At 60.1% G+C, this 23,649-nt stretch carries 19 protein-coding genes and 1 other RNA gene; 8 read left to right on the top strand and 12 right to left on the bottom strand.

Features of this window, described 5'->3' with window-relative positions; translation table 11 throughout:
- Positions 1-46: 46 nt before the first annotated feature.
- On the bottom strand, positions 47-1,351 hold the full coding sequence (locus tag V2391_RS00930) for an MFS transporter (protein ID WP_329737892.1): 1,305 nt from the start codon (positions 1,349-1,351) through the stop codon (positions 47-49).
- A gap of 140 nt (positions 1,352-1,491) precedes the next feature.
- Positions 1,492-2,775 carry an O-acetylhomoserine aminocarboxypropyltransferase/cysteine synthase family protein gene (locus V2391_RS00925; RefSeq protein WP_329737891.1) on the bottom strand — a complete coding sequence of 428 codons (1,284 nt, stop codon included), beginning with the start codon at positions 2,773-2,775 and terminating at the stop codon, positions 1,492-1,494.
- A gap of 230 nt (positions 2,776-3,005) precedes the next feature.
- Here V2391_RS00925 and V2391_RS00920 point away from each other — a divergent pair, with 230 nt between their 5' ends.
- Entirely contained in the window at positions 3,006-3,452 is a 447-nt protein-coding gene (locus V2391_RS00920; RefSeq protein ID WP_329737890.1) for a C-GCAxxG-C-C family protein, read from the top strand.
- Between the two features lie 68 nt (positions 3,453-3,520).
- Here the strand turns inward: V2391_RS00920 and V2391_RS00915 are convergent, their stop codons facing one another.
- From V2391_RS00915 to rpsA, 3 genes are all read right to left on the bottom strand, one after another.
- Positions 3,521-4,159, bottom strand: a complete 639-nt coding sequence (locus tag V2391_RS00915) for a YigZ family protein (protein WP_329737889.1) — start codon at positions 4,157-4,159, stop codon at positions 3,521-3,523.
- A 78-nt stretch (positions 4,160-4,237) separates the two neighbouring features.
- Positions 4,238-4,599: RNase P RNA component class A (gene rnpB / locus V2391_RS00910), an RNA gene on the bottom strand.
- 326 nt (positions 4,600-4,925) lie between these two features.
- A complete protein-coding gene (gene rpsA, locus V2391_RS00905) occupies positions 4,926-6,092 on the bottom strand; it encodes a 30S ribosomal protein S1 (RefSeq protein WP_022095232.1) in 1,167 nt (388 codons plus the stop codon).
- 315 nt (positions 6,093-6,407) lie between these two features.
- Here rpsA and V2391_RS00900 point away from each other — a divergent pair, with 315 nt between their 5' ends.
- Positions 6,408-7,166 (top strand): HAD family hydrolase, encoded by a 759-nt coding sequence (locus V2391_RS00900; protein ID WP_329737888.1) that lies wholly within the window; start codon positions 6,408-6,410, stop codon positions 7,164-7,166.
- 189 nt (positions 7,167-7,355) lie between these two features.
- Here the strand turns inward: V2391_RS00900 and V2391_RS00895 are convergent, their stop codons facing one another.
- Complete coding sequence (locus V2391_RS00895; protein WP_329737887.1) at positions 7,356-8,675, bottom strand: L-cysteine desulfidase family protein; 1,320 nt, start codon at positions 8,673-8,675, stop codon at positions 7,356-7,358.
- A gap of 270 nt (positions 8,676-8,945) precedes the next feature.
- Here V2391_RS00895 and rpiB point away from each other — a divergent pair, with 270 nt between their 5' ends.
- Positions 8,946-9,413: a ribose 5-phosphate isomerase B gene (gene rpiB / locus V2391_RS00890; RefSeq protein WP_055251633.1), complete on the top strand. Its 468-nt coding sequence runs from the start codon at positions 8,946-8,948 to the stop codon at positions 9,411-9,413.
- Positions 9,414-9,569: 156 nt separating this feature from the next.
- On the opposite strand, the gene ndk is transcribed toward rpiB, so the two are convergent.
- The 4 genes from ndk to V2391_RS00870 all read right to left on the bottom strand — a co-directional run bounded on the left by ndk (position 9,570) and on the right by V2391_RS00870 (position 13,535).
- Positions 9,570-9,974, bottom strand: coding sequence for a nucleoside-diphosphate kinase (gene ndk, locus V2391_RS00885; RefSeq protein ID WP_055251725.1), 405 nt, complete (start codon positions 9,972-9,974; stop codon positions 9,570-9,572).
- 384 nt (positions 9,975-10,358) lie between these two features.
- On the bottom strand, positions 10,359-11,789 hold the full coding sequence (argH, locus tag V2391_RS00880) for an argininosuccinate lyase (protein ID WP_329737886.1): 1,431 nt from the start codon (positions 11,787-11,789) through the stop codon (positions 10,359-10,361).
- 115 nt (positions 11,790-11,904) lie between these two features.
- Positions 11,905-12,075 carry a hypothetical protein gene (locus V2391_RS00875; protein WP_156961417.1) on the bottom strand — a complete coding sequence of 57 codons (171 nt, stop codon included), beginning with the start codon at positions 12,073-12,075 and terminating at the stop codon, positions 11,905-11,907.
- Between the two features lie 233 nt (positions 12,076-12,308).
- The gene (locus tag V2391_RS00870) at positions 12,309-13,535 is read right to left on the bottom strand and encodes an argininosuccinate synthase (RefSeq protein WP_117647260.1); all 1,227 of its coding nucleotides are present in this window, start codon (positions 13,533-13,535) and stop codon (positions 12,309-12,311) included.
- A 554-nt stretch (positions 13,536-14,089) separates the two neighbouring features.
- On the opposite strand from V2391_RS00870, the gene V2391_RS00865 reads away from it, so the two are divergent.
- Positions 14,090-14,917, top strand: coding sequence for an HAD family hydrolase (locus tag V2391_RS00865; protein WP_329737885.1), 828 nt, complete (start codon positions 14,090-14,092; stop codon positions 14,915-14,917).
- A 273-nt stretch (positions 14,918-15,190) separates the two neighbouring features.
- Here V2391_RS00865 and polA read toward each other — a convergent pair whose 3' ends face one another.
- A complete protein-coding gene (gene polA, locus V2391_RS00860; protein ID WP_329737884.1) occupies positions 15,191-17,941 on the bottom strand; it encodes a DNA polymerase I in 2,751 nt (916 codons plus the stop codon).
- Positions 17,942-18,107: 166 nt separating this feature from the next.
- Here polA and V2391_RS00855 point away from each other — a divergent pair, with 166 nt between their 5' ends.
- Positions 18,108-19,505 (top strand): aminopeptidase, encoded by a 1,398-nt coding sequence (locus V2391_RS00855; protein ID WP_055251716.1) that lies wholly within the window; start codon positions 18,108-18,110, stop codon positions 19,503-19,505.
- Positions 19,506-19,607: 102 nt separating this feature from the next.
- A complete protein-coding gene (locus tag V2391_RS00850; RefSeq protein WP_329737883.1) occupies positions 19,608-20,417 on the top strand; it encodes a YaaA family protein in 810 nt (269 codons plus the stop codon).
- Positions 20,418-20,553: 136 nt separating this feature from the next.
- On the opposite strand, the gene V2391_RS00845 is transcribed toward V2391_RS00850, so the two are convergent.
- Positions 20,554-21,069, bottom strand: a complete 516-nt coding sequence (locus tag V2391_RS00845) for a hypothetical protein (RefSeq protein ID WP_329737882.1) — start codon at positions 21,067-21,069, stop codon at positions 20,554-20,556.
- 171 nt (positions 21,070-21,240) lie between these two features.
- Between V2391_RS00845 and thiC the strand changes: the two genes are divergently transcribed.
- Entirely contained in the window at positions 21,241-22,575 is a 1,335-nt protein-coding gene (gene thiC / locus V2391_RS00840; RefSeq protein WP_329737881.1) for a phosphomethylpyrimidine synthase ThiC, read from the top strand.
- 177 nt (positions 22,576-22,752) lie between these two features.
- Positions 22,753-23,583, top strand: coding sequence for a bifunctional hydroxymethylpyrimidine kinase/phosphomethylpyrimidine kinase (thiD, locus tag V2391_RS00835; protein WP_329737880.1), 831 nt, complete (start codon positions 22,753-22,755; stop codon positions 23,581-23,583).
- The last annotated feature ends 66 nt before the right edge of the window (positions 23,584-23,649 follow it).

The raw sequence follows: 23,649 nt of genomic DNA, 5'->3' as shown, positions 1-23,649 counted from the left end.
AAGACAAGTAGATAGGCCCGATTCGTGGCAAGCCTGCCTCCATAAGCTAATGGCGGGCGCGCACCCTCACCAAACGCACCATGGCGAGCGCAAAGCCCACAGCGGCCACAGCCATCAACACATAGAACACCGAACGGAAACCAAACAAAAACACATCCGGACGGCCCGCAACAAAACTGGTCACGGCCTCGCCCATCGCCGCGCTCGTCTGTCCATACAGGATGCGCGACGCCGCCGTAATACCCAGCGCTATGCCCGCATAGCGCGCCAAGCTGCTCAAGCTGCCCGCAAAGCCAAGCGCCTCACGCGGAGCCGAACCCATATACAGCGAATTATTGGGACTCTGGAAGATCGACGTGCCGCACGACATAAACGCGACGCAGCACACAATCATCAAGATGGAAGAGTGCTCGTCAAGCGTGCTCACCGCAAAGAGACCGCACACGTACACGCCCAGGCCAACGGCCGTGGGCGCTTCACAACCAACACGGTCGGACACCGAGCCCGAAAGCGGGCCCACAAAGGCATTCACGACCGGCATCGCCAAAAACAACAGGCCGGAGATATCGGAGCTAAAGCCGTGGGCATCCTGAAAGTAGAACGGCAGCACAAACTCGGAGGCACCGATACCCACGAACACGATAAGCATGCAAGCCAGGTTAATCATGAAAGCCGAGCTCGCAAAGCAGCGACGCGCCGCCTCTGTCAACGGCATTGGGCGTTCGCCAGCCTCCGGCTTCACATGCGGCAGCGTATAGAGTCCCACGATAAACGAGATTACGCCAACGGGCAGATTAATAAGGAAGATGCTCTCCCAGGGAAAGCTCGCCACCAGCACGCCGCCGAGCACGGGGCCACACATCATGCCAAGAGCCACAAAGGTCGCCAGAATGCCCATGGCACGACCGCGCTCACGCGCCGGAAAAGACTCGGTGATGATGCCCATATTGTTGGCCATCGCGGCGGCACAGCCAATGCCCTGCACGAAACGCGCCAAGATAAGCACCTCGAGCGAAGCCGAAAGCCCGCAAAGCAGCGAGCCACCCGTAAAGACGATCACACCAAGCTGGAACACATTCACCTTGCCGCGCACATCGCCCAAGCGGCCAAACGGCAGCATGGCGACGCACGTCGCGAGCAGATACGCCGAGCTCACGAGCTGAATGCGGTCGAAACCCACCCCCAGCTCCTTTTGCATCACTGGGAGCGCCACCGTCACGATGCTCGCATCCAGACACGCCATAAAGGTCATGGCGAGCACGGTGAACAGAATCGCCCATTTATTCTTACCGTGGGTGTCGCCCTCCAGGGCAATGTGTTCGCGGCGCAGCTGCTCGGCAGTTTTCTCCATGTATATCCTTTCTATCGTGCAACGCAAAAACGGGACCCCAATCGCCTACAAACGGTCACGATCGGGGTCCCGCCTATGGAATCGGAACTACAAGGTCGTCGTCAGTCGGATAGCTGTCCGCGCCTCGTACGCACGCTAGCCTAGCACTGCTCGAGTGCCTGCTCAAGGTCGGCGATCAGATCGGCCGTGTCCTCGAGGCCGCACGACAGGCGCACCATGTCGGCGGAGATGCCACAGGCGATGAGCTCCTCGTCGTTCATCTGGCGATGGGTGGCGTTTGCCGGGTGCAGGCAGCAGGTGCGGGCATCGGCCACGTGCGTGGCAATCTGGGCGAGCTTCAGACTCTTCATAAAGGTCTCGGCCGCCGCACGACCACCGGTAAAGCCAAAGCTCACAACGCCGCAGGTACCGTTGGGCATGTACTTCTGAGCCATATCGTAGTACTTGTCGCCCTCCAGGCCCGGATAGCTTACAAAGCGCACCTTGGGGTGACTCTGCAGGAACTTGGCTACCGCCAGGCCGTTCTCGCAGTGGCGCGGCATGCGGACATGCAGGCTCTCGAGCGAGCTGTTCAGGAAGAATGCTGCCTGCGGGTTCTGCATGGGGCCGAGGTCGCGCATGAGCTGTGCGGTGGCCTTGGTGATAAAGGCGCCCTCGCGGCCGAACTTCTCGGCATAGGTCACCCCGTGATAGCTCTCGTCAGGCGTAGTGAGGCCCGGGAACTTGTCCGCATGGGCCATCCAGTCAAACTGACCGTGATCGACAATTACGCCGCCTAGATAGGCCGCGTGGCCATCCATGTACTTGGTGGTGGAGTGCGTGACGATGTCGGCGCCCCACTCAAAGGGACGGCACATCACGGGCGTCGGGAAGGTGTTGTCAACCATCAGCGGCACGCCGTGGTCGTGCGCGGCCTTGGCAAAACGCTCAATGTCGAGCACAGCCAGCGCGGGGTTGGCGATCGTCTCGCCAAAGACGAGCTTGGTGTTGGGTTGGAAGGCTGCCTCCAACTCCTCATCGGTGCAGTCGGGGGCAACGAACGTGCAGGTCAGCCCCATACGGCCCATGGTGTGGGAGAGCAAGTTGTACGTGCCGCCATAGATGGCAGAGCTCGCGACTACGTGATCGCCGGCACCGGCCACGTTAAAGATCGCAAGGAAATTCGCGGCCATGCCCGAGCTCGTGAGCATCGCGGCAGTGCCGCCCTCCATCTCGCAGATCTTGGCGGCAACCAGATCGCACGTGGGGTTCTGCAGACGGCTATAGAAGTAGCCCGACTCCTCCAGGTCAAACAGCTTGCCCATGTGCTCGGACGTGTCGTACTTCCACGTGGTGGACTGGTAGATGGGCACCTGACGCGGCTCGGCATCTCCCGGGTGATAGCCGCCCTGAACACACGTCGTACCGATGGTCTGCTTGCTCATATCTAGCTCCCTTGCCTGGGTTTTAGTTTTATTCGGTCCACGATACCGCTACCCCGCACCCCTCTCAACCCATCCCCAAGGTAGGTTATGTGACTAATTGATCAGGGGTATTTATCTCAAGCCTTGGGCATTTGCTCGATAGATAAAATGAGGCATCCATGAAGCTCTCGATGATTACACGCACCGTCACGGGTACCATAGGCGGGTACACCGTGACCAAGGAGACAACGATGAAGCAAATCGATACGGCCCAGCTCGACATCACCGCCTGTCAGGCTCAGGCTGCCGAATACCACGCCCGTGGCTTTAACTGCGCCCAAGCCGTCGCCTGCACGCTCGCTCCCGCCGTCGGGCTCGACCCCCAGGTCGCCTTTACCCTCACCGAGGGCTTTGGCGCCGGCATGGGAGGCATGACCGAAACCTGCGGCGCCATCTCGGGCGCCGTGGCCATCATGGGCTTTGTAATGAGCGACGGCATGGAAAACCCCAAGACCAAGGGCCAGACCTACAAGCTGTCGCGCGAAATCGCCAAGCGTTTTGGCGAGAAGAACACGACGACCGTCTGCGGCACGCTCAAGGGCATCGGATCGGATAAGGGTCCGCTCCGCAGCTGCCCTGGTTGCATCGACGATGCCATCGAGATCGCCTGTGATGTGCTAAAGCAGCTTGCCGAGTAAACGGCAGTAACAGAAAAACGACGGCCGGCGCGCTTGGGATCCATCCAAAAGCACGCCGGCCGTCGCCGTTAGAACTCCGCAAACTCGGGAGCGCCGACCTCAATCTCCTCGCGCCCTGCCATAAGCTCGCGCATTTTAGCGCAAAACGGGTCCTGCTCCCCCGCCTTAAACACCAAGTGAAGTGTCACGGCATCCGCGTAATCGGTATCCGAAACCTTGGCACCCGAATCCTGCGCCAAACGAAGCACCTGCTCATACTGCGGATAGGCCACGTGCACGTCAACAGGCACGACGCTCGTCATCTCGACGATCTGCCCGGCCTCCTGAGCCGCGGCCACCGCCGCCTGCGTCGCCGCGGTATAGGCGCGTACCAAGCCACCAGGCCCCAACAACGTGCCACCAAAATAGCGCGTCACTACGCAGCAAACATTTTTGAGCCCTGCACCGCGCAACACCTCGAGAGTCGGCATACCGCTCGTGCGGCTCGGCTCACCGTCATCGCTCTGGCGCTCGCGTCCATCGACCAAAATCCACGCAGGAACATTGTGCCGAGCGTCGTAATGACGCTTGCGAACCATCTCGATAAAGGCATTCGCCTCATCCTCGGACTCAATATGGACCAGCTGGGCAATAAACCGGCTCTTGCGGTCCACAAACTCACCCGAAGCCTCAATATTCGATTGCAGAGTAAAATAGCTGTCCAACAAAGCCCCTCAACAACAAGCAAAGCAACAAACAGCCTCAATAATACGGCAAAGGCCGTACCGATTGTCAGGGTAACAAAAAAGCCAAGTGGGCCTATAAGCCGGGTTCTGTCGTGAACGGTCATTTATCTTGTCTGCACGTTACCGTGCAGCTCCACGCACGCTACCCGAACGCGGACCGGGCCGGCCCATAGCGTTCCTATTCGCGCTTGCTCCGGATGGGGCTTGCCAAGCCGCCGTGTTGCCACGACGCTGGTGGTCTCTTACACCACCGTTTCAGCTTTTCCCTTTACGCCTTGCGGCGCAGGTGGGAGTCTTCTTTTCTGCGGCGCTTTCCGTCGGATCACTCCGCCCGGCCGTTAGCCGGCATCCCGCCCTCTGGAGCCCGGACTTTCCTCACGCGTGCTGCAAGCAGCACATCGCGCGACCGTCTGGCCCACTCAGCAGTGCAAGAGTGTAGCACACCGTTGCCGCAGGCAGTGGCACAACACAAGCGTTCGACACGATAAACCAAGAACCACGCCATGCAGTACAATAGGGTTGTCGATGGGCAACGTCGTCAGTCGAGACGCGACCGCGCTCCACACCCCTCCGTCTACTCGGTGTGTTCCCGCCTCCTCCCCGAGGCGGGATGTCGGCATTTTTCATGCAACAACAACCCAATAGCCCGTGGCCAGCCCGAGCCGCATCGCGAACCTCAGCAGAAAATGCAAAAAGGGACCCGTCCATTGCGGACGGATCCCTTAAAACAAGTGATCGTCAAACCGATTTACTCGGCGTCAGTCTCCTCGTCCTTCTTCTCGGAAGGCAGCGGGGTAACCTCGATCTCGACGCCCAGAGTCTCAGCAGCGGACTTCATGGACAGAGAGATACGACGACGGTCGAGGTCGATCTCCATGACCTTGACCTGAACCTTGTCGCCCACGTGGGTGACCTGAGAAGGCTGATCGACGTGCTTGTTGGCCATCTCGGAGATGTGCACCAGGCCCTCGATGCCCTCGCCCAGGTCGACGAAAGCGCCGAACGGGACAAGCTTGGTCACAGTGCCCTCGACGATAGCGCCGACGGGGTACTTCTTGACCAGTGCGCGCCACGGATCCTCGGTGGTCTGCTTGAGACCCAGGGAGATGCGCTCGCGGTTGAGATCGACGTCGAGAACCTCGACCTCGACCTCCTGGCCGACCTTGACAACCTCGGAAGGATGGTTGACGTGGTTCCAGGAGAGCTCGGAGATGTGGATGAGGCCGTCGATACCGCCGAGGTCGACGAAGGCGCCGAAGTCGACGATGGAGGAAACGGTGCCCTGGAGACGCATGCCAGACTTGAGCTTGGACAGGATCTCGGAGCGCTCGGCCTTACGGGACTCCTCGAGCACGACGCGACGGGAGAGGACGACATTGTTGCGGTTGCGGTCCATCTCGATGACGCGAGCCTCGATGCGGGTGCCCATGTAGGAGGTGAGGTCCTTGACACGACGGAGGTCGACGAGGGAAGCGGGCAGGAAGCCACGCAGGCCGATGTCGAGGATCAGGCCGCCCTTGACAACCTCGATAACCTCGCCCTCGACGTTCTCGCCGGAGTTGAACTTCTCCTCGATGCGGTTCCAAGCACGCTCGTACTCGGCACGCTTCTTGGACAGGACCAGACGACCGTCCTTGTCCTCCTTCTGGAGAACCAGAGCCTCGATGGGATCACCGAGTGCAACGATGTCTGCAGGGTTAGCGTCCTTGCGGATGGACAGCTCGCGGACCGGGATAACGCCCTCGGACTTGAATCCGATGTCAACGAGCACCTCGTCATGCTCGATCTTAACGACAGTGCCGTTAACGAGATCGCCCTCATCAAAGTCGGTAATCGTACCGTCGATGAGGTTGTTCATCTCCTCCTCGTTGACATCGTCAAGAGAGAAAATGGACGAGTTCTGAATCTCACTCAAAGGTGGACCCCTTTCGAACTACGGGGCCCCGATTGCTAGGACCTACAGAAGGGTGCGACAAGCACACAACGTTTAGGAACACTCGGGAGCCGACAGATACTAATGTGACGCTTATGCAATCACGTTCGTATAGGTTACGGGGAAATCATTTCGATTTCAAGCGTGAACTGCGATTTTTTACTCGTATGGAGACTTTTTCGCAATCTTGTGGACGACCGTCTCCATAAGTTGACGATAGGCAGTTAGGCATACGGCTTTGCGGTAAAGTATCCGGAGCCAACGATTCTGGAACGATTTTTCGAGAAAGGTGCCCGCGTGCTCAAAGCAGTCGTTTTCGATATGGACGAGACGCTTCTTAGCATCAACCTCAACGCGTTCATCCTTCGCTATTTTAAGGATGTCTCGTCGATGCTCGCGGATATCGGACGCCGCAGCCGCGGTGGCACGATGGCACGCCTCGGCACCATCCTGGTCGACCTCAATGCCAATCGCCGCAGCGGCACGGACAACCGCACCAATCTTGAGTTTTACCGCACCGAGGTCGAGCGCCGATGCGGCATCTGCCTCTCCGATCCCCTCATCTACGAGGCGTTTACCTACTATGACCGCGAAGTGCTTCCACACAAGAATGACGATGTCATCAACGCCCACGCCATGCCGGGCGCACACGCCGCGCTTCAGGCCGTACAGGACGCAGGGCTGCGCTGCGCGCTCTTTACCAACCCCAGCTTTCCGCAGGGGGCCATCGAGTGCCGCATGGGTTGGGGCGACCTGGCCGACGCCCCCTTTGAGCTCGTCACGCACATGGGAAACACCACCCGCTGCAAGCCCGATGCCACCTACTATCTCGAGCAGCTTCAGGTGATGGGACTCGAGCCACACGAGGTCCTTATGGTGGGCAACGACCCCAAGCGTGACTTCCCGTCCCCCGATTGCGGCATCCAAACCGCCTTTGTGGGCCAGGGCAAGCCCAGCCGAGCCACCTGGCGCGGAACCATGGAAGACTTCGCCCGCGACTTCGACGCCGTAATCGAAGCCTTCTACGAACACCAAGTAGCCGACGAACTGTCGTAGGACCCCTCGCTCCAAACAAAATAACGCCGCAGGTTGAGCATAAGTCAGCGAAAACGCCCCTAAGCGAGCAATGTGCCTTGAAAGAGGAGGGCATAGGCCTTCTGGCCATGCCCGACGATTGAAAGGCAAATTGCCGCTTAGGGGCGTTTGCAGCGTCGACTGGTTACGCGGTTTGGTAAAACCGCGTAACTAGCAGACTCGAGTCTTGCCGATCATGATGTTGAGGATCTCGACGTCGGTGTCCTTCATACCCACACGGCCCACGTAGCCCATGCTGGCGATCGTCTGCTCGACGGTATCCTGGATCAGGCCCTCGCCGGCACGGAAGCCGCGGCCCTGCATGGCCATATCGTGACCCAGAATCGCCGCATCAACGGCCGCGGAAATCTTGGCGGCGCAGCTCGCCTTGGCGCCATCGCACACGATGCCGCCCACGTTGCCGAGCGTGTTCGAGACCGTCGCGCCGATCTGCTCGTGCGTGCCACCACACAGCCAGGTAATCGCAGCGCCGGCGCCGCACGCGGCGCAAATAGCACCACAAAACGCCGAGAGCGCACCAATATAGCTCTTGATATGCACAGCGATAAGATCGGACAGCATCACGGCGCGCACCAGGCGATCGTGGTCGCAGCGCAGATACTCGGCATACTCCATAACGGGCAGCGCGCAGGTAATGCCCTGATTGCCCGAGCCGCACACAATGGCGACCGGCAGCGCGCAGCCGTTCATGCGGGCGTCGGACCCGGCGGCTGCACGGGCGCGGGCACGGCAGGCGACGTCATCGGCACGTGCACCCAGCAGCGTACGGCCCACCTCGGCGCCCCAAGCGTGCGCCAGGCCCTCGGCACTGATCGCACCGTTCAGCTCAATCTGACGCTCAACGGCAGCGCGGGCGTCCTCAATGTCACCGTCCTCGATAAAGTCGATGATAGACTCAATGCTCATAGGGGTGTCGGCGTTATCTGCCGCGCGCTCGGCCACCACGCGCTCCGCGCAGGCGGCACACTCCCCCGCCGACTTACCGCATACCGGGATACCGTCGAGCGTATGGCATGTGACGTTGGTGTGGTGGTCGGTAATCTCGACGACCGCGGTATGGCCTCCGGCCGTGGCAGTCACCTTGATGTAGAGGTTGGGCACACCCTCGACAAGCGACACATCGCAGTAGCCGGCGTCGGCGAGGAGCTCGGCCACGCGAGCACGGTCTTCATCGTCAACGCTCTCGAGCACCTCGAGCGCGCTCTTAGCGTCTCCGCCCACGGCACCCAGCACAGCCGCGGCTTCGATGCCATGCATTCCGCCCGAGTTGGGCACGGTCACGCTCTTGACGTTCTTGATGATGTTGCCCGAGCAGGCAACGTCCATATGATCGGGTTCGCAACCGAGCGTCTGGCTCGCCAGCGCCGCTGCATAGGCAACGGCAATGGGCTCGGTGCAGCCGAGCGCACAGACAAGCTCGCGGTTCAAAACATCGCAAAACGCGGTATCACGAAGGGAATCGGCAGACATAGGTATCTCCTACTTGTATAACGGGCTGGGCTCTCAAAAATAGTTAGTTCTTTTATTTGATAACAATGCATCAAAAACCGCAACCATGGTTCCGGCGGACGGCGCTCGAGCACAAATTGGCGGAATTATTCATGAGAAGCCGGTCTTGTTGCATGCTAAAGCGTTTGACCAAAAAACGCCCAAGCGTTTACACAAAAGTCGCGCTATCATGCAGTCGAACGCGGTAAAACCTTTAGCATTTGCGCCGCACAGACCAGAGAGGAACCATCCATGAAGATCGGTATCGGTAACGACCACGCCGCCGTCGAGCTCAAGAACATCATCTCCGAGCACCTGAAGGAGCGCGGCTGCGAGGTCGTGAACTTTGGCACCGACACCTCCGAGAGCTTTGACTACCCCATCGCCGGTTACAAGGTGGGTAAGGCTGTGGCTAACGGCGACGTCGACCTGGGCATCCTGATCTGCGGCACTGGCGTTGGCATTAGCCTCGCTGCCAACAAGGTCGAGGGCGTGCGCGCTGTCGTTTGCTCCGAGCCCTTTAGCGCCAAGCTCTCCCGCATGCACAACAACACCAACGTGCTCGCCTTTGGCGCCCGCGTCGTGGGCTCCGAGCTCGCCAAGATGATCGTCGATGAGTGGCTCGACGCCGAGTTTGAGGGCGGCCGCCACGAGCGTCGCGTCAATCTCCTCAACGAAATCGACCAGACCCGCGGCCTTAAGGTCGTCGACGAGGCCTAAGCCGCTCAGCGCCACATGCCAACAGCAAGGGGCCCGCTCGGAGCACATGTCCGAGCGGGCCCCTTCTTAGTAGCTTTTTGAATAAAAAGAGCGCCGCGGATGAAGTTCCGCGGCGCCCAAGCCACACGCTAACAGCTTTAAGGAGTCAAAGCTGGTTTAGCCAAAGAAGCGCTTAATCTCGATTTCGGCGTTCTCCAGGCAGTCGGAGCCGTGGATCACGTTGGCGTTAACATCGACGGCAAAGTCGCCGCGGATGGTACCAGGAGCAGCGTCAAGCGGGTTGGTAGCGCCCATGAGTGTGCGCATCTTGGAGACAGCGGAGAGACCGGAAACGACCATCTTGACGACCGGACCGCTCGTCATAAAGTCGCACAGACCGCCAAAGAAGGGCTTGTCGGCCAGGTGAGCGTAGTGCTCCTCGACGGTAGCGCGCTCGAGCGTGGTCATCTCCATGCGCTCGATGACAAGGCCGCTACGCTCAATGCGAGCAACGATCTCGCCGATCTTGCGATCGCGCACGGCGTCGGGCTTAATCATGATGAAGGTCTTCTCGATAGCCATAAGGTAGCCTTTCAAGTAGGTTCGCGCGTGCCCAAGTCCCATTCCGGCACCCGCCTGGACTGCATCGTAACAGAGTTTTAGCTGCAGTTAAACAAAAAGCTGTTTATTGAATCGCTACAATTTATTAAAGCGCTCCATATGTGTCACTTCTGTTTCGAAGCCCGACTAGAGTACCATCTGACCGCCCATCAACCACATCGAACCGAGCGGACGGTCGGTTGCCGCCCGTGAACGCACCCCCTTCACAACCTGCCCAAAGGTCCTACAGAAGTTCTCGACAAGCCCCTCCCCCATGGCAACAAAATACGGACGCCCGCATCAGCAGGCGCCCGCAAAGCAAAAACGATTTATCAATAAATGGCCAAAGCCGCTTCAGCCAAACCCTTACTTTGCCCCGTGGCCCATCTCGACGACCTTAGTCAGCGATCCAAACACGCCCTCGTCGGCCACGAGCTGCGCCTCTGCACGCTGCAGCTGCACGGCAACGGCGGCAGGGGCGGTGCCGCCCTCGGTCATGCGTGCGGCGACAATCGACGGGATGTCGAGCGCCTCGGTAATATCGTGCTCAAAGAGCGGGCTTGCCTCCTGGAACACCTCAAACGGCAGGTCCTCAAGATTGCAGCCGCGCTTCTCGCACATCAGGACCAGATGGCCCACCACGGCATGTGCCTCGCGGAACGGCAGACCGCGCTTGGCCAGGTAATCGGCAACATCGGTGGCGGCAAGGTGCCCCACGCCGCACTCGCGCGCCATGGCATCCTCGTTGACGGTCCAAGTCGAAATCATACCGGCCATAACGGACAGGCACTGCATGAGCGTATGGGCAGTGTCGAGCGCGCCCCCCTTGTCCTCCTGCAAGTCCTTGTTGTAAGCAAGCGGCAGGCCCTTCATGGTCACGAGCAGCTGCACCAGGTTGCCATACACACGGCCGCTTTTGCCGCGGATAAGCTCGGCAAAGTCGGGATTCTTCTTCTGCGGCATGATGGACGAGCCGGTGGAGTAGGAGTCGGAAAGCGTGATAAAGCCAAATTCGGAGCTCGACCACAGCACGATCTCCTCGGAAAGACGCGACAAGTGCATCGCCATGACGGAGCAGGCGTAATGCAGGTCGAGGAGGAAATCACGGTCGGAAACCGCATCGAGCGAGTTGGGGATCACGCCCGCAAAACCAAGTTCGGCGGCCGTCATCTGACGATCGAGCGGATAGCTCGTACCGGCAAGCGCGGCAGCACCCAACGGGCAGTTGTCGGCAGCATCAAAGGCGGCCTTCAGGCGTGTAAAGTCGCGCGCGAACATCCAAGAATACGCCAGCAGATGATGCGACAGCAGCACGGGCTGAGCATGCTGCATGTGCGTGTAGCCCGGCAGAATCACCTTGTCGTACTGTTTGGCCGCATCCACCAGCACGTGGCGCAGCTCAAGATTGGCCTCCATGAGCTCCTTGGCCAGCGCCTTGACGCCCAGGCGCGTATCGGTCGCCACCTGGTCGTTGCGCGAACGTCCGGTATGCAGGCGCTTACCGGCCTCGCCGATGCGGCGCGTCAGCTCGCTTTCGATGGACATATGAATGTCCTCGTCGTTGATGTCGAAGGTAAAGTTGCCGACATCGATATCCTGTTCGATTCCGGTCAGGCCCCCGGCAATCGCCTGCTCATCCACGGCGCTGATAATGCCCTGGGCCGCCAGCATCTTGGCATGTGCCTTAGATCCGGCGATATCCTGCTTATAGAGATGTTTGTCGACCGGCAGCGACGCGCCAAACTCCTGCGTGACCTCGGCCACGCCCGCCTCAAAACGACCGCCCCAAAGAGCCATGGAACCGTCTCCTTTCTCCAAATACCAAAACAAGCGCCCAAAGCAATGCGCTGTCGCTAAAGCGATTTTCAACCGCTAGTTTTACACATTCCCCGCCGCGCGCGGGACCATGTAGCTAATTTGCAAAGAAGTGACGCGCCATGCACTTGGCGCCCAACGTCTCCCTCCGAATGTTGCCCTGCGAACCATCGATCCAGGCCTTCAGGCTCATAGGAACGTCCTCGACCTTTGCGGCATCGAACTCGGGCGCGAGGGCAAGTAAAGCATGCGCGAAAGCATTGAACATAATGGATACTCCTCATATATATAGGCGCAGAGCTGCCAAATTGATAGAAGGAGCCCCGCCGGACAACCCCGGCGGGGCTCGGACTCAGCCGCAGACGCGGCATCATATATGCGGGCGGAACGTAGGGGCCACCGATGTTAAGAAGCGTCAGCAAGCATAACGAAAGGTAGGGACCCCATGCGCCCGTTATGTATCACGCGGATGGGCCGCGCGGATACCAAGGAAAGGAAGACTTAAGCCTGGGCGGCAGCAGAGCTGGGACCCTGGACCTTAGCCCACGTCTTGAGCGACAGCGTATCGATCTCGATAAAACCGGCGCTGGCCTTCTCGTCAAACGTGGTGTCGCGGTCATAGGTGGCCAGGCCGTAGTCGTAGAGGCTGAAGGGGCTCTTGCGGCCGACGACATGGCAATTGCCCTTAAAGAACTTCAGACGGACGGTGCCGGTCACGAACTTCTGGGTATCGGCCATAAAGGCGTCGAGCGCGTTCTTGAGCGGGCTGTACCACTGGCCGTTGTACACGGCGGTGGCCCAATCCTGCTCGAGCTTAATCTTGGTCTTGAGCAGGTCGCCCTCGACGCAAATGTCCTCGAGTGCCTTGTGGGCGGTGATGAGCGTCAGGGCTCCGGGAACCTCATAGCACTCGCGGCTCTTGAGGCCCACCAGACGATCCTCAACCAGGTCGAGACGGCCAAAGCCGTTGTCGCCCGAAATCTTGTTGAGGGCGATGACGATCTCGGAGAGTTTCATCATCTTGCCGTCGACGGCGACGGGCTTGCCGGCCTCAAACTCAATCTCGATATACGTCGGGGTATCGGGCGTGTCCTCGGGATTCTTGGTCATAACCCAGGCGTCGTCGAGTGGCTCATTCCAGGGATCCTCCAGGTGGCCGCACTCAATGGCACGACCCCACAGGTTGTCGTCGATGGAATAGGGGTTGTCGTTGGCACCCTCGGGAACCGGCACGTTGTGGGCGTGAGCATAGGCGACCTCATCGGGACGGCACTTCAGATCCCACTCGCGAACCGGGGCGATAACCTTAAGCTCGGGGTCGAGGGCCTTGACGGCAGCCTCAAAACGAACCTGGTCGTTACCCTTGCCGGTGCAGCCGTGGGCGACGTAGGTCGCGCCAAACTCGTGAGCGACCTCGACGAGCTTCTTGGCGAGCAGCGGGCGAGACAGGGCGGAGAGCAGCGGGTACTTGTTCTCGTACATGGAGTTTGCGGCGATGGCCTTAGTCAGGAACTCATCGGAGAACTCGTCGCGCAGGTCGAGCACCTGGCAATCGAGAACGCCCAGGTCGAGCGCCTTCTGCTTCTTGGCATCCAGGCCGGTCTCCTCCTGGCCCACGTTGCCGCAGACGCAAACGACATCGAGATTCTTCTCGTCCTGGAGCCACTTGACACATACGGATGTATCAAGACCACCGGAATATGCGAGAACGACTTTTTCCTTGCTCATGGCTGTTTCCTTTCGCCCTTGGTAGCTAATTAGAACATCGGTCAGTTGCAAGTCACTTTGAGGTCAAAAACCGTGCAATATCAGGTTAAATAGCAAAAATCAGCACATACATGCCCTAGAAACATGCAGCAATGTCGTGCTAAAACCCAACGACCTCAAAATGACTCTGTTGAGGCAATTCGCCCCATGCGGACAGAGACGATTGTTATCGTCGTCGGGAAATTGCGCGCTGGCGTCGGATGGCATTGTCTGCAGTGGTGATGATCTTTACGAACTGCATCTGCCTCTCCTTTCACCTATCGCCGGGCGCAATTCTAATATCGCAAACGGTACCTTTTCCTCGGTAAGCGGTTGTTTTTCCGTCTCCGTTTTCGATGTTCGCTATACTACGCTAAAGCGCCTGCTGTACAAGCGACAAATTCAAATTTCTGAAAAGTTTTTTCATTAATTTGTGAAGCGTGGTGCAAATACGCTCCGTTCCTGCGAAAATACGCCCGACTACGAGTTGATGGTTATAACGTCTGAAACAATTTCGAAACGAAAGGCTCGCTTTTATGCAAACTTACGAATCGGACGCCAATATCGGAAACATTAAGCTCATCGCCGTCGACATGGACAAAACGCTGCTGACCGACGAGCGCGTGCTGCCCCAGGGCCTCGATGAGCGCCTGGACAAGCTCGCCGAGGCTGGCATCGTGTTCTGCCCCGCCAGCGGACGCCCCGCCCCCAAGCTCGAGGAGATGTTCGAGAGCATTAAGAATCGCCTGGCCTTTTGTCCCGACAACGGCGCCTGCGTCATCTATCGCGGAGAGTATATCTATAAGAGCAATATCGACGCTGAACTGTATCAGCGGGTCTTGAGCCGCGCCTCGGAGGATTCGCGCGCCGTCCCCGTGCTGTGCTGCTACGACGAGTTCTATGTGCTTGCCCGTGACCATCAGTATCACGACGAAATCAGCGTGTACTACAACACGATCAACTACGTCGATACCTTTGAGGGCCTTGACGTCGAATCCAACAAGATTTCGATCTTCTTCCCCGACTACGACGCCGAGCCGGCGTTTCGCGAGACCTATAGCCCCGAGTTCTCGGACAAGCTCTACGTCACCAACGCCGGGCGCGAGTGGATCGACTTTATGAACCTGGGCGTCGACAAGGGCGCCGGCGTCGCTCACCTGTGCGAGCACCTGGGCATCGATATTGCCGATGCTGCCGCCGTGGGCGACACCTACAACGACATCCCCATGCTGGAGCGCGTCGGGCACAGCTTTATCGTGGACAATGCCGAGGAGCACATGAACGCACATGCCAAGTGGCGCATTCCGAGCAACAACGACGGGGGCGTACTGACGCTCATCGACGCCATCTTGGCGGCTCGTTAACGTTGCTCGTCGGACCTGGCCGGGCGAGCGGGTAAGTTTTTCGTTCGGTCAGGTCCTGGGATCGCTCGGAAAGCACATTAAGTGCTTTCCGGCTCGTGCGGAATCTACGAAAAACTTACCCGCTCGCCCGGCCAGGTCCTGCGGTGACTTGCTTGCCGCCTGGATGGCGTCTTGGCGCCTAGATACTTGGCTGATTTTTTGGAATGAAGGGGGCTCCTTGTCGGCAAGGAGCCCCCTTCTGCTCTTGGTCACTTTGGGGTTGATGGAGGGTCTTTATTTGGCGTCGGCCCAAGTTATGCCGGTGCTGGCTTCGGCGATGAGGGGTACGCGTAGGTCTACGACGTGTTCCATGACGTCTTGGACCATGGCGGTCAGGCGCTCGACTTCGTCGATGGGGCACTCAAAGTCCAGCTCGTCGTGCACCTGCAGGATCATGTGGGCGGCAAAGCCCTCTTCTTCCAGGCGGCGGCTTACGCGGGCCATGGCAATCTTGATGATGTCCGCCGCGGTACCCTGCATGGGATGGTTCATAGCCGTGCGCTCGCCAAAGCCGCGGAGCTGCGGGTTTTTGGCCTTGAGCTCCGGAATATGACGACGGCGTCCGTACATGGTCTCGGCATAGCCCGTCTGCTTGGCGCGCGCCACCACGTTGTCGAGGAACGTGCGCACGCCCGGGTAGGCCTCGTAGTAGCGGTCGATCATGTCGCGCGCCTCGGACATCGAGATGTGCAGCGACTGCGACAGGCCGTACGCCTGCTGACCGTACACGATTCCAAAGTTCACGGCCTTGGCGCGGCTGCGCAGATCGGGCGTTACCTCGGACACGGGAACGCCAAACACGCGCGCGGCCGTCTCGGCATGGAAGTCCTCACCCTCGTTAAAGGCACGTACCAGATGTTCATCACCCGAAAGATGCGCGAGCAGGCGCAACTCGATCTGCGAGTAGTCCACCGCCAAAAAGACGCTGCCCTCGCCCGCCGAAAACGCCGTCTTGACGGTACGACCAAGCTCAGAGCGCGTCGGGATGTTCTGTAGGTTCGGGTCGCTCGAGGACAGGCGGCCCGTCGCCGTGATGGTCTGGTTGTAGGTGGTGTGCACGCGGCCATCGCCACGACGCAGCGGGCCCAGCGTATCCAGGTAAGTGGACTTGATCTTGGACTTCTCACGCCAATCCAAGATCAGACGCACGATCTCGTGGTCACGGGCAAGGTCGCTCAGCACCTTGGCGTTGGTCGAATAGTAGCCGCGCTTGGTCTTCTTGAGGCCCTTGGTCGGAAGCCCCATAACGTCAAACAGCACATGCGAGAGCTGCATGGGGCTGCCGATGTTAAAGGTCTCGTCACCCGCCAGGTCTCGAATGTTTCGCTCAACCTCGGCAATCTGGGTAGCAAGCCCCTCGGACAGACTATGCAGACGGTCGGGGTCCACGAGCATGCCCGCGCGCTCCATCTTGGCAAGCACCGGCACGAGTGGCATCTCGATGCCATCGAACACGTTGACGGCGTTCTCGCGGGTCATGCGGTCGCGCAGCGGTACGACCAGCGCCAGCGTCAAGGCCGCCGTGCGAGCGGCGGGCGCAGGAGCGTCCTCACCGGCACCCTCTGCACCGCGCGCCGCAGGCAGCGCCATCTGCAGATAGGTATCGACCAGATACGCCTCGTCAAACTCGGAGCGGTCGGAATCCAACAGGTAGGCGGCAACCACGGTATCGAAGATGCGCGTGGAATCAACTGCCAGCGGATCCATGAGCTCGGGCTCGGAGGAATCGATGGGCGAAAGCTCATGCAGCAGCGCTTTCATATCCGGGCTCGCCACGCGGCCCTCCATAAACAGGCGCGCAAGCACGCCGGCAATCACGCCGTGAGCGAAGTTGAAGCCATCGACCACGGCAGGCGCACCGCCATCGCCCTCCTCAAGTGCAAGCAGTCCTTTGGGCGTCGCCAGCCACAGCGTGCGTGTCAGGCCAAAAAGCGCGCCCTCCTCCTTGTCATCGTCCACCACGGCGGCAACCCACTCGCCTGCCTTGATCGCACGCGAAACCTCTGCGGCAGCGGCAGCGAGCGCCTCGGCATCGCCGGCGGCAGCGCGCATAACGTGGGGAATCTCAAACGTGCTGGCAGTGGCCGCAGCCCCGGTATCGCCGCCGATCAGCGCCAAGAAACGGTTCTGCATGGCGGTGATACCAAGCGTACCCAGCGCCGCGGAAACCTCATCGGCAGAAAACGCCGGGAAGGACGTCGCCTCAAAATCAAGCTCAACGGGCGCATCGGTGCGGATGGTCGCCACCTTACGGCTCAGCAGCGCGTCGTCGATGTGTGCGCGCAGGTTTTCGCCCATCTTGCCCTTGACCTCGTCGGCGTGTGCGATGACCTCGTCCAGGCTACCGTACTGCGCAATGAGCGCGCTCGCCTTTTTGGGGCCGATGCCCGGTACGCCGGGGATGTTATCGGACGTATCGCCCTTCAGACCATAAAAATCGGGCACGAGCGCCGGCGTGATGCCGTGATACAGATCGTCCACGCTCTCGGGCGTCATGATCGTCACGTCGGACAGGCCCTTGCGGGTCGAGACCACGTTGACGTGCTCGGTCACGAGCTGATACATATCGCGATCGCCGGTCACCAGCAGCATGTCGCAGCCGGCCTGCTCGCCCAGGCGCGCCATGGTTCCCAGGATATCGTCGCCTTCCCAGCCCTCGGACTGCAGAATCGGCACGTTGAGCGCGCCGAGCAGCTCCTTGATCATCGGAAACTGCACGTGCAGATCGGGGTCCATGGGCGGGCGCTGCGCCTTATACTGCGGCAGCATCTCCATGCGCACGCGTGGCTTGCCCTTATCAAACGCCACGACCACACCGTCGGGGTTAAAGGCGTCGATCATCTTGAGAAACATGTTCAGAAAGCCAAAGATCGCATTAGTGGGGCGACCGTCCGGCGCGTTCATGGTCGGCGGCACGGCGTGGAAGGCGCGATGCATGAGCGAGTTGCCGTCGATGACGGCAAAGGTGCGGCGCTTGTCAGACATATTGAATACCTCGCTTTGGGCTGGGCACGGTTTGCTCACTCCAGTTTACACGCTCCCCGCCCCGCGACCACCGCACATCAGGCTCCCCTGCCGCCGCGGGCCCGCGCGTGATACGATGGCTCACGGTACATCAACCAGCACGATCGATCCGAAAGGAGCCTGCGTCATGGAGCGTCCCTGCGCATGGAAAAAGTACACGCCACAGCAGATCGAGGAGCTCGAGGAGCTTTGCCGCGGCTATAAGCAGTTTTTGAGCGAGAACAAGACCGAGCGCCTGTGCGTCAAGACCGGTATCAAGATGGCCGAGGAGGCGGGCTACGTCAATCTGGAGACCGTGATCGCCGAGGGCCGCGCGCTCAAGGCCGGCGACAAGGTGTACGCCGCCAATCACGGCAAGGACCTCATGCTCGTCAACCTGGGCACCGCCCCGCTCGAGCAGGGCTTTAACATCCTGGGCGCCCACGTGGACTCGCCGCGCCTGGACCTCAAGCAAAACCCCGCCTTCGAGGCCGGCGACATGGCCTATCTCGACACGCACTACTACGGCGGCGTCAAGAGCTACCACTGGGTCGCTTCCCCGCTCGCACTCGTAGGCGTCATCTGCAAAAAGGACGGCACCACCGTCGACATCAACATCGGCGACAAGGCAGACGACCCGGTCTTTACCATCTCCGACCTGCTGATCCACCTCTCGAGCGAGCAGATGGCCAAGCCCGCCAAGGACGCCGTCGACGCCGAGATCCTCGACGTGATCGTGGGTGGCCGCCCCGTCAAGTTTGACGAGGACGACAAGGACGCCCCCAAGGAGCCCGTCAAGCAAATGTTCCTGGACATCCTCAAGGAGCAGTATGACGTCGAGGAGGAGGACTTCCTCTCCGCCGAGATCGAGGTCGTGCCCGCCGGCCCGGCCCGCGACATGGGCCTCGACCGCTCCATGATTTTGGGCTATGGCCACGACGACCGTGTCTGCGCCTATCCATCCATGCTCGCTCAGATCAATGTGGCCAACGTGGAGCGCACGAGCATCACGCTCATCGTCGACAAGGAGGAGATCGGCTCCGTGGGTGCCACCGGTATGACGAGCCGCTTCTTCGAGAACACCGTCGCCGAGATCATGACGCTCGCCGGCGAGGATAGCCCGCTTGCCCTGCGCCGTGCACTCGCCCACAGCCGTATGCTCTCCTCTGACGTGTCCGCCGGCTTCGACCCGGGCTACGCCGGCAAGTTCGAGACCAAGAACGCCGCCTTCATGGGTCGCGGTCTGTGCTTTAACAAGTACACGGGCAGCCGCGGCAAGGGTGGTTCCAACGACGCCGACGCCGAGTATGTGGCCCTCATCCGCGACATCATGGACGAGGCCGGCGTGGACTTCCAGACCTGTGAGCTCGGTCGCGTCAACGCGGGCGGCGGCGGCACCATCGCCTACATCATGGCAAAGTATGGCATGAACGTCATCGACTCCGGCGTTGCCGTCCTGTCCATGCATGCCCTGTGGGAGGTCGCCAACAAGGCCGACATCTACGAGGCATATCGCGGCTACAAGGCCTTCATCGAGCGCGCCTAACCAGTCCCTTGTAACTTGCGGTGAAATACGGATTCATCAGGCCTTCCAACAGGGAAAGCGGTCTGCATTTCACCGCAACTTTTTTAGCGGGAGGAGGATTCCGTGCTACAGGTCGTCATTTCGCCCGCCAAACAGATGCGGACAGCTCAAGATGCCTTTGACGTTTGGGGCATACCGCCTTTTGCACATCAGACGGCCCGGCTCCATCAGGCACTGTTGGGCATCGAACGCGAGGATGGCGCGGCAGGTCTTCAGGCCCTTTGGAACGTGAGCGACAGGCTGCTTACAACGTGCCTGGATACGCTTCACGAATTTATGCCCGTCCTGAGCGATGCCGACCTCGCCGATCCCGATATCGCGCGTCGAATCTCCCCCGCCGTCATGTCCTACCACGGCATCCAGTACCAAAGCATGGCGCCCGAGGTCATGGATGCCGCACAGCTCGACTGGCTGCAAAACCATCTCTGGATCCTCTCGGGACTCTACGGATGCGTGCGCCCCTTCCACGGCGTGTCGCCCTATCGGCTCGAAATGGGGGCGAAGCTCTCCGTCGACGGCGCTCGCGATCTCTATGCCTTCTGGGGGAATCGACTTGCGCAGGCAATTGCGCCGGCCGGTTCCGACACCACTATCGTCAACCTTGCCAGCGTGGAATACGCCAAAGCCGTCCTGCCCCATGCTGCACAGGATACAACGGTTATCACTTGCCTTTTTGGCGAAGGTGTCCGCAACGATAAACCCGTCCAGCGATCGACCGCCAGCAAAAAGGCACGCGGTTCAATGGTCCGCTGGATGGCGGAAAACAAGGTCGAGGACGCCGCCGATCTTACCGAGTTCGACCTTGGCTACCGCTATGTCCCCGAGCTCTCGTCCCCAGGAACCCTCGTGTTCATCAACGAACAGATGCTCTAGAGCCGGCACCCAACACTGACCCGCTCAGCCTTCTCTATATAACTTGCGGTGGAATAGTTCCTATTTGAGCCTTTTATCGCACAATCGGGAACTATTCCACCGCAACTTTTATGAATTGGCTGGCTAGGCTCGACACCTATTCCGCCAAGCCGTCTGCTTTGGCAATCTCGCTTGTCGAGCCATCTTGGTAGGTAACCTTAACGTGCTCCACCTCGGACGCCGCAACACCCGATGGAGGCTCCAAGCGCCATTCCGTCAGGGCGATATCCATGGTCGTGGGGACGTCTCCTTGATCTTTGAGCTTCACCATAAGCGTTTTGAGCGTCGCGTCAAACGTCACGCGTTCGATTTCATCACCTGGAATGGACCCACCACTCAGCTGCAACTGCACAAACTCATCGCGCGGGTACCAATAGTCGCCCGGCGCGGCCACCGTGTTACCGCCCGCGACCTTCACCGTCATGATCGGCAGGGCATCGTCGGCCTCAAACTCCCAGGCAGCGCCGCCGCGACCGCCAAACGTCCAAATACAAAAGGCAATCACCAGCACGGCAAGCACCGCAAAACCAATTGCGACCAGCCCATGATGGGCACGGCCCTCCTCGGCCGACACATCCCACTGCGTCTCTCGATATAGATGCTTGTCTTCCATGTTCGCCTCCCCACGGGCATGCTCATCGCGTCAATCGTACCCATTCGAGCTATACTTGAGCCCACCACATAAACGGGGAGCTTGCAGGACAAGACGGCAGGCTGAGACTGGGCGCGCCCGCCCTGACCCGCAAACCTGATATGGGTAATGCCAACGAAGGGAGCCGTGCCAATGAGCACACAGACCGAGCCCAAGCTCGTCACGCAAATCGACTTCGCCCGCGCCGGGCAGATCACACCGCAGATGAAGGAGGTCGCCGAGCGCGAGCATCGCGACCCCGAGTACATCCGCGAGCGCGTGGCCGACGGCCGCATCGCCATTCCCGCCAACATCGTGCATATCAAAAAGGGCATGCGCGCCTTTGGTGTCGGCGAGGGCCTGTCCACCAAGGTCAACGTCAACCTGGGCATCTCGGGCGACAAGGCCGATGCCGCCGAGGAATGGAAGAAGGTCAAGATCGCCGAGGACTTTGGCGCCGACGCCATCATGGACCTCTCCAACTCGGGCAAGACGCGCCAGTTCCGCCAGCAACTCATCGACGAGACGCCGCTCATGGTGGGCACCGTCCCCATGTACGACGCCATCGGCTACATGGAAAAGCCGCTGGTCAAGCTCACCAAGGACGACCTGCTCGAGGTCGTTCGCGCGCACGCCGAAGACGGCGTGGACTTTATGACCATCCACTGCGGCATCAACAAGTCGGTCATTAAGACCTTTAAGGAGACCGGCCGTCTCATGAACATCGTCAGCCGCGGCGGCTCGCTGCTGTTTGGTTGGATGGAGGTCACCGGCAATGAGAACCCCTTCTACGAGTTCTACGACGAGGTGCTCGAGATCTGCCACGAGTACGACGTGACGATCTCGCTCGGCGACTCCTGCCGCCCGGGCTGCCTCTACGACTCCAACGATGCCACCGAGACCGCCGAGATGATCGAGCTGGGCAAGCTGTGCAAGCGTGCCTGGGCCGCTGGCGTCCAGGTCATGGTCGAGGGCCCGGGTCACATGGCACTCGACGAGATCGCCGCCAACATGAAGCTGCAGAAGCGCCTGTGCCACAACGCCCCGTTCTATGTGCTCGGGCCGCTGGTGACCGATATCGGCGTGGGCTATGACCACATCACCGCCGCCATCGGTGGTGCCATCTCCGCCAGCTCCGGCGCCGACTTCCTGTGCTACGTGACGCCGGCCGAGCACCTGTGCCTCCCCAACGCCCAAGACGTGCTCGATGGACTCATGGCCACCAAGATCGCCGCACACGCCGCCGATATCGCCAAGAAGGTGCCCCACGCCCGCGACATGGACGACAAGATGGGCCAGGCACGCCGCAAGCTCGACTGGGACGCCATGTGGAAGTGCGCGCTCGACCCGGCTACGGGCAAGAAGCGCTACGAGGAGTCCCCCGCCGCCACCGAGGGCACTTGCACCATGTGTGGCAAGATGTGCGCCGTCCGCACCGTTAACAAGGTGTTCGAAGGCACGACGATCGACCTCGGCATGGAGGACTAACTCGTCACCGGAGCCACAAACGGCCACAAGGTGTTCGTCAATTGTTGACATGTGAACATTTTCTTACATTTACGTAAAGATTGCACCGCCCGCCCGGGATCGGCATACAGCCGGCCCGGGCAACTTTATAATGCAGACAGAAGACCCATTTGAATCCGACCGATCAAGGGAGCGAACATGGATCGCAGTAAGGTACCCGCCGTTCTATCCATCGCAGGATCCGATTCCAGCGGTGGTGCCGGCATTCAGGCCGACATCAAGACCATCACGGCGCACCGCCTGTATGCCGAGACGGCCATCACAGCCATCACCGCACAAAACACGCTCGGCGTCACCGCCGTGCAGAATATCTCCCCGGACATTGTCGCGGCGCAGATCGATGCCGTTTTTGACGATATTCGACCCAGCGCCGTCAAGATCGGCATGGTCTCCTCTGCCGAGATTATCGAGGTTATCGCCGACCGCCTGAGTGCCTGGGACGCACAAAATATCGTCGTCGACCCCGTCATGGTCGCCACCTCGGGCGCTCGCCTGATCGCAGAGGACGCCGCCGAAGCGCTTACCCGTCGCCTGTTCCCACTGGCGACCGTCATCACGCCCAATATTCCCGAGGCCATGGCACTGCTCGATTACGAGGTCGATTCCGAGCGCACGCAGCAAAATGCCGCCATGCTCCTCACCCGCCGCTTTGGCTGCGCGTCCCTCGTTAAGGGCGGGCATTTTGTCAACGAAGCCAACGATGTGCTAGCAGAGCCCGCGCCGCTCGATGACGAGGGCAACCATCTGGGCGATCCGCTCACCACGTGGTTCCGTCACAAGCGTATCGACACCAATAACACGCACGGCACCGGCTGTACGCTTTCGTCCGCCATCGCCTGCGCGCTGGCCCAGGGCATGGATCTTGCCGATGCCGTCAACGCCGGCAAGGCCTACCTAACGGGCGCTCTGGCCGCCGGCTTTGACATGGGCAGAGGCTCCGGCCCCGTCAATCACATGTGGCAGTATTAAGATTCGCAGCCCAAAACCACCGCAAAGGGGGCAGACACCTTTGCGGTGGTTCCCACAAACATCTCG

Origin of the sequence: Collinsella sp. CM84Y_54 (assembly GCF_036317945.1) — a bacterium.
GTDB lineage: Bacteria > Actinomycetota > Coriobacteriia > Coriobacteriales > Coriobacteriaceae > Collinsella.
The sequence above is the reverse complement of the archived record's forward strand: the minus strand, read 5'-3'. Positions and strand labels throughout refer to the sequence as shown.

Bases quoted from the DNA above. Each gene is read 5' to 3' on its own strand.
- V2391_RS00870 (WP_117647260.1), bottom strand. From the start codon at position 13,535: ATGAGCAAGGAAAAAGTCGTTCTCGCATATTCCGGTGGTCTTGATACA.
- thiD (WP_329737880.1), top strand. From the start codon at position 22,753: ATGGATCGCAGTAAGGTACCCGCCGTTCTATCCATCGCAGGATCCGAT.
- V2391_RS00865 (WP_329737885.1), top strand. From the start codon at position 14,090: ATGCAAACTTACGAATCGGACGCCAATATCGGAAACATTAAGCTCATC.
- V2391_RS00855 (WP_055251716.1), top strand. From the start codon at position 18,108: ATGGAGCGTCCCTGCGCATGGAAAAAGTACACGCCACAGCAGATCGAG.
- argH (WP_329737886.1), bottom strand. From the start codon at position 11,789: ATGGCTCTTTGGGGCGGTCGTTTTGAGGCGGGCGTGGCCGAGGTCACG.
- V2391_RS00920 (WP_329737890.1), top strand. From the start codon at position 3,006: ATGAAGCAAATCGATACGGCCCAGCTCGACATCACCGCCTGTCAGGCT.
- thiC (WP_329737881.1), top strand. From the start codon at position 21,241: ATGAGCACACAGACCGAGCCCAAGCTCGTCACGCAAATCGACTTCGCC.
- rpiB (WP_055251633.1), top strand. From the start codon at position 8,946: ATGAAGATCGGTATCGGTAACGACCACGCCGCCGTCGAGCTCAAGAAC.
- V2391_RS00925 (WP_329737891.1), bottom strand. From the start codon at position 2,775: ATGAGCAAGCAGACCATCGGTACGACGTGTGTTCAGGGCGGCTATCAC.
- V2391_RS00895 (WP_329737887.1), bottom strand. From the start codon at position 8,675: ATGTCTGCCGATTCCCTTCGTGATACCGCGTTTTGCGATGTTTTGAAC.
- ndk (WP_055251725.1), bottom strand. From the start codon at position 9,974: ATGGCTATCGAGAAGACCTTCATCATGATTAAGCCCGACGCCGTGCGC.
- V2391_RS00930 (WP_329737892.1), bottom strand. From the start codon at position 1,351: ATGGAGAAAACTGCCGAGCAGCTGCGCCGCGAACACATTGCCCTGGAG.
- V2391_RS00845 (WP_329737882.1), bottom strand. From the start codon at position 21,069: ATGGAAGACAAGCATCTATATCGAGAGACGCAGTGGGATGTGTCGGCC.
- V2391_RS00875 (WP_156961417.1), bottom strand. From the start codon at position 12,075: ATGTTCAATGCTTTCGCGCATGCTTTACTTGCCCTCGCGCCCGAGTTC.
- polA (WP_329737884.1), bottom strand. From the start codon at position 17,941: ATGTCTGACAAGCGCCGCACCTTTGCCGTCATCGACGGCAACTCGCTC.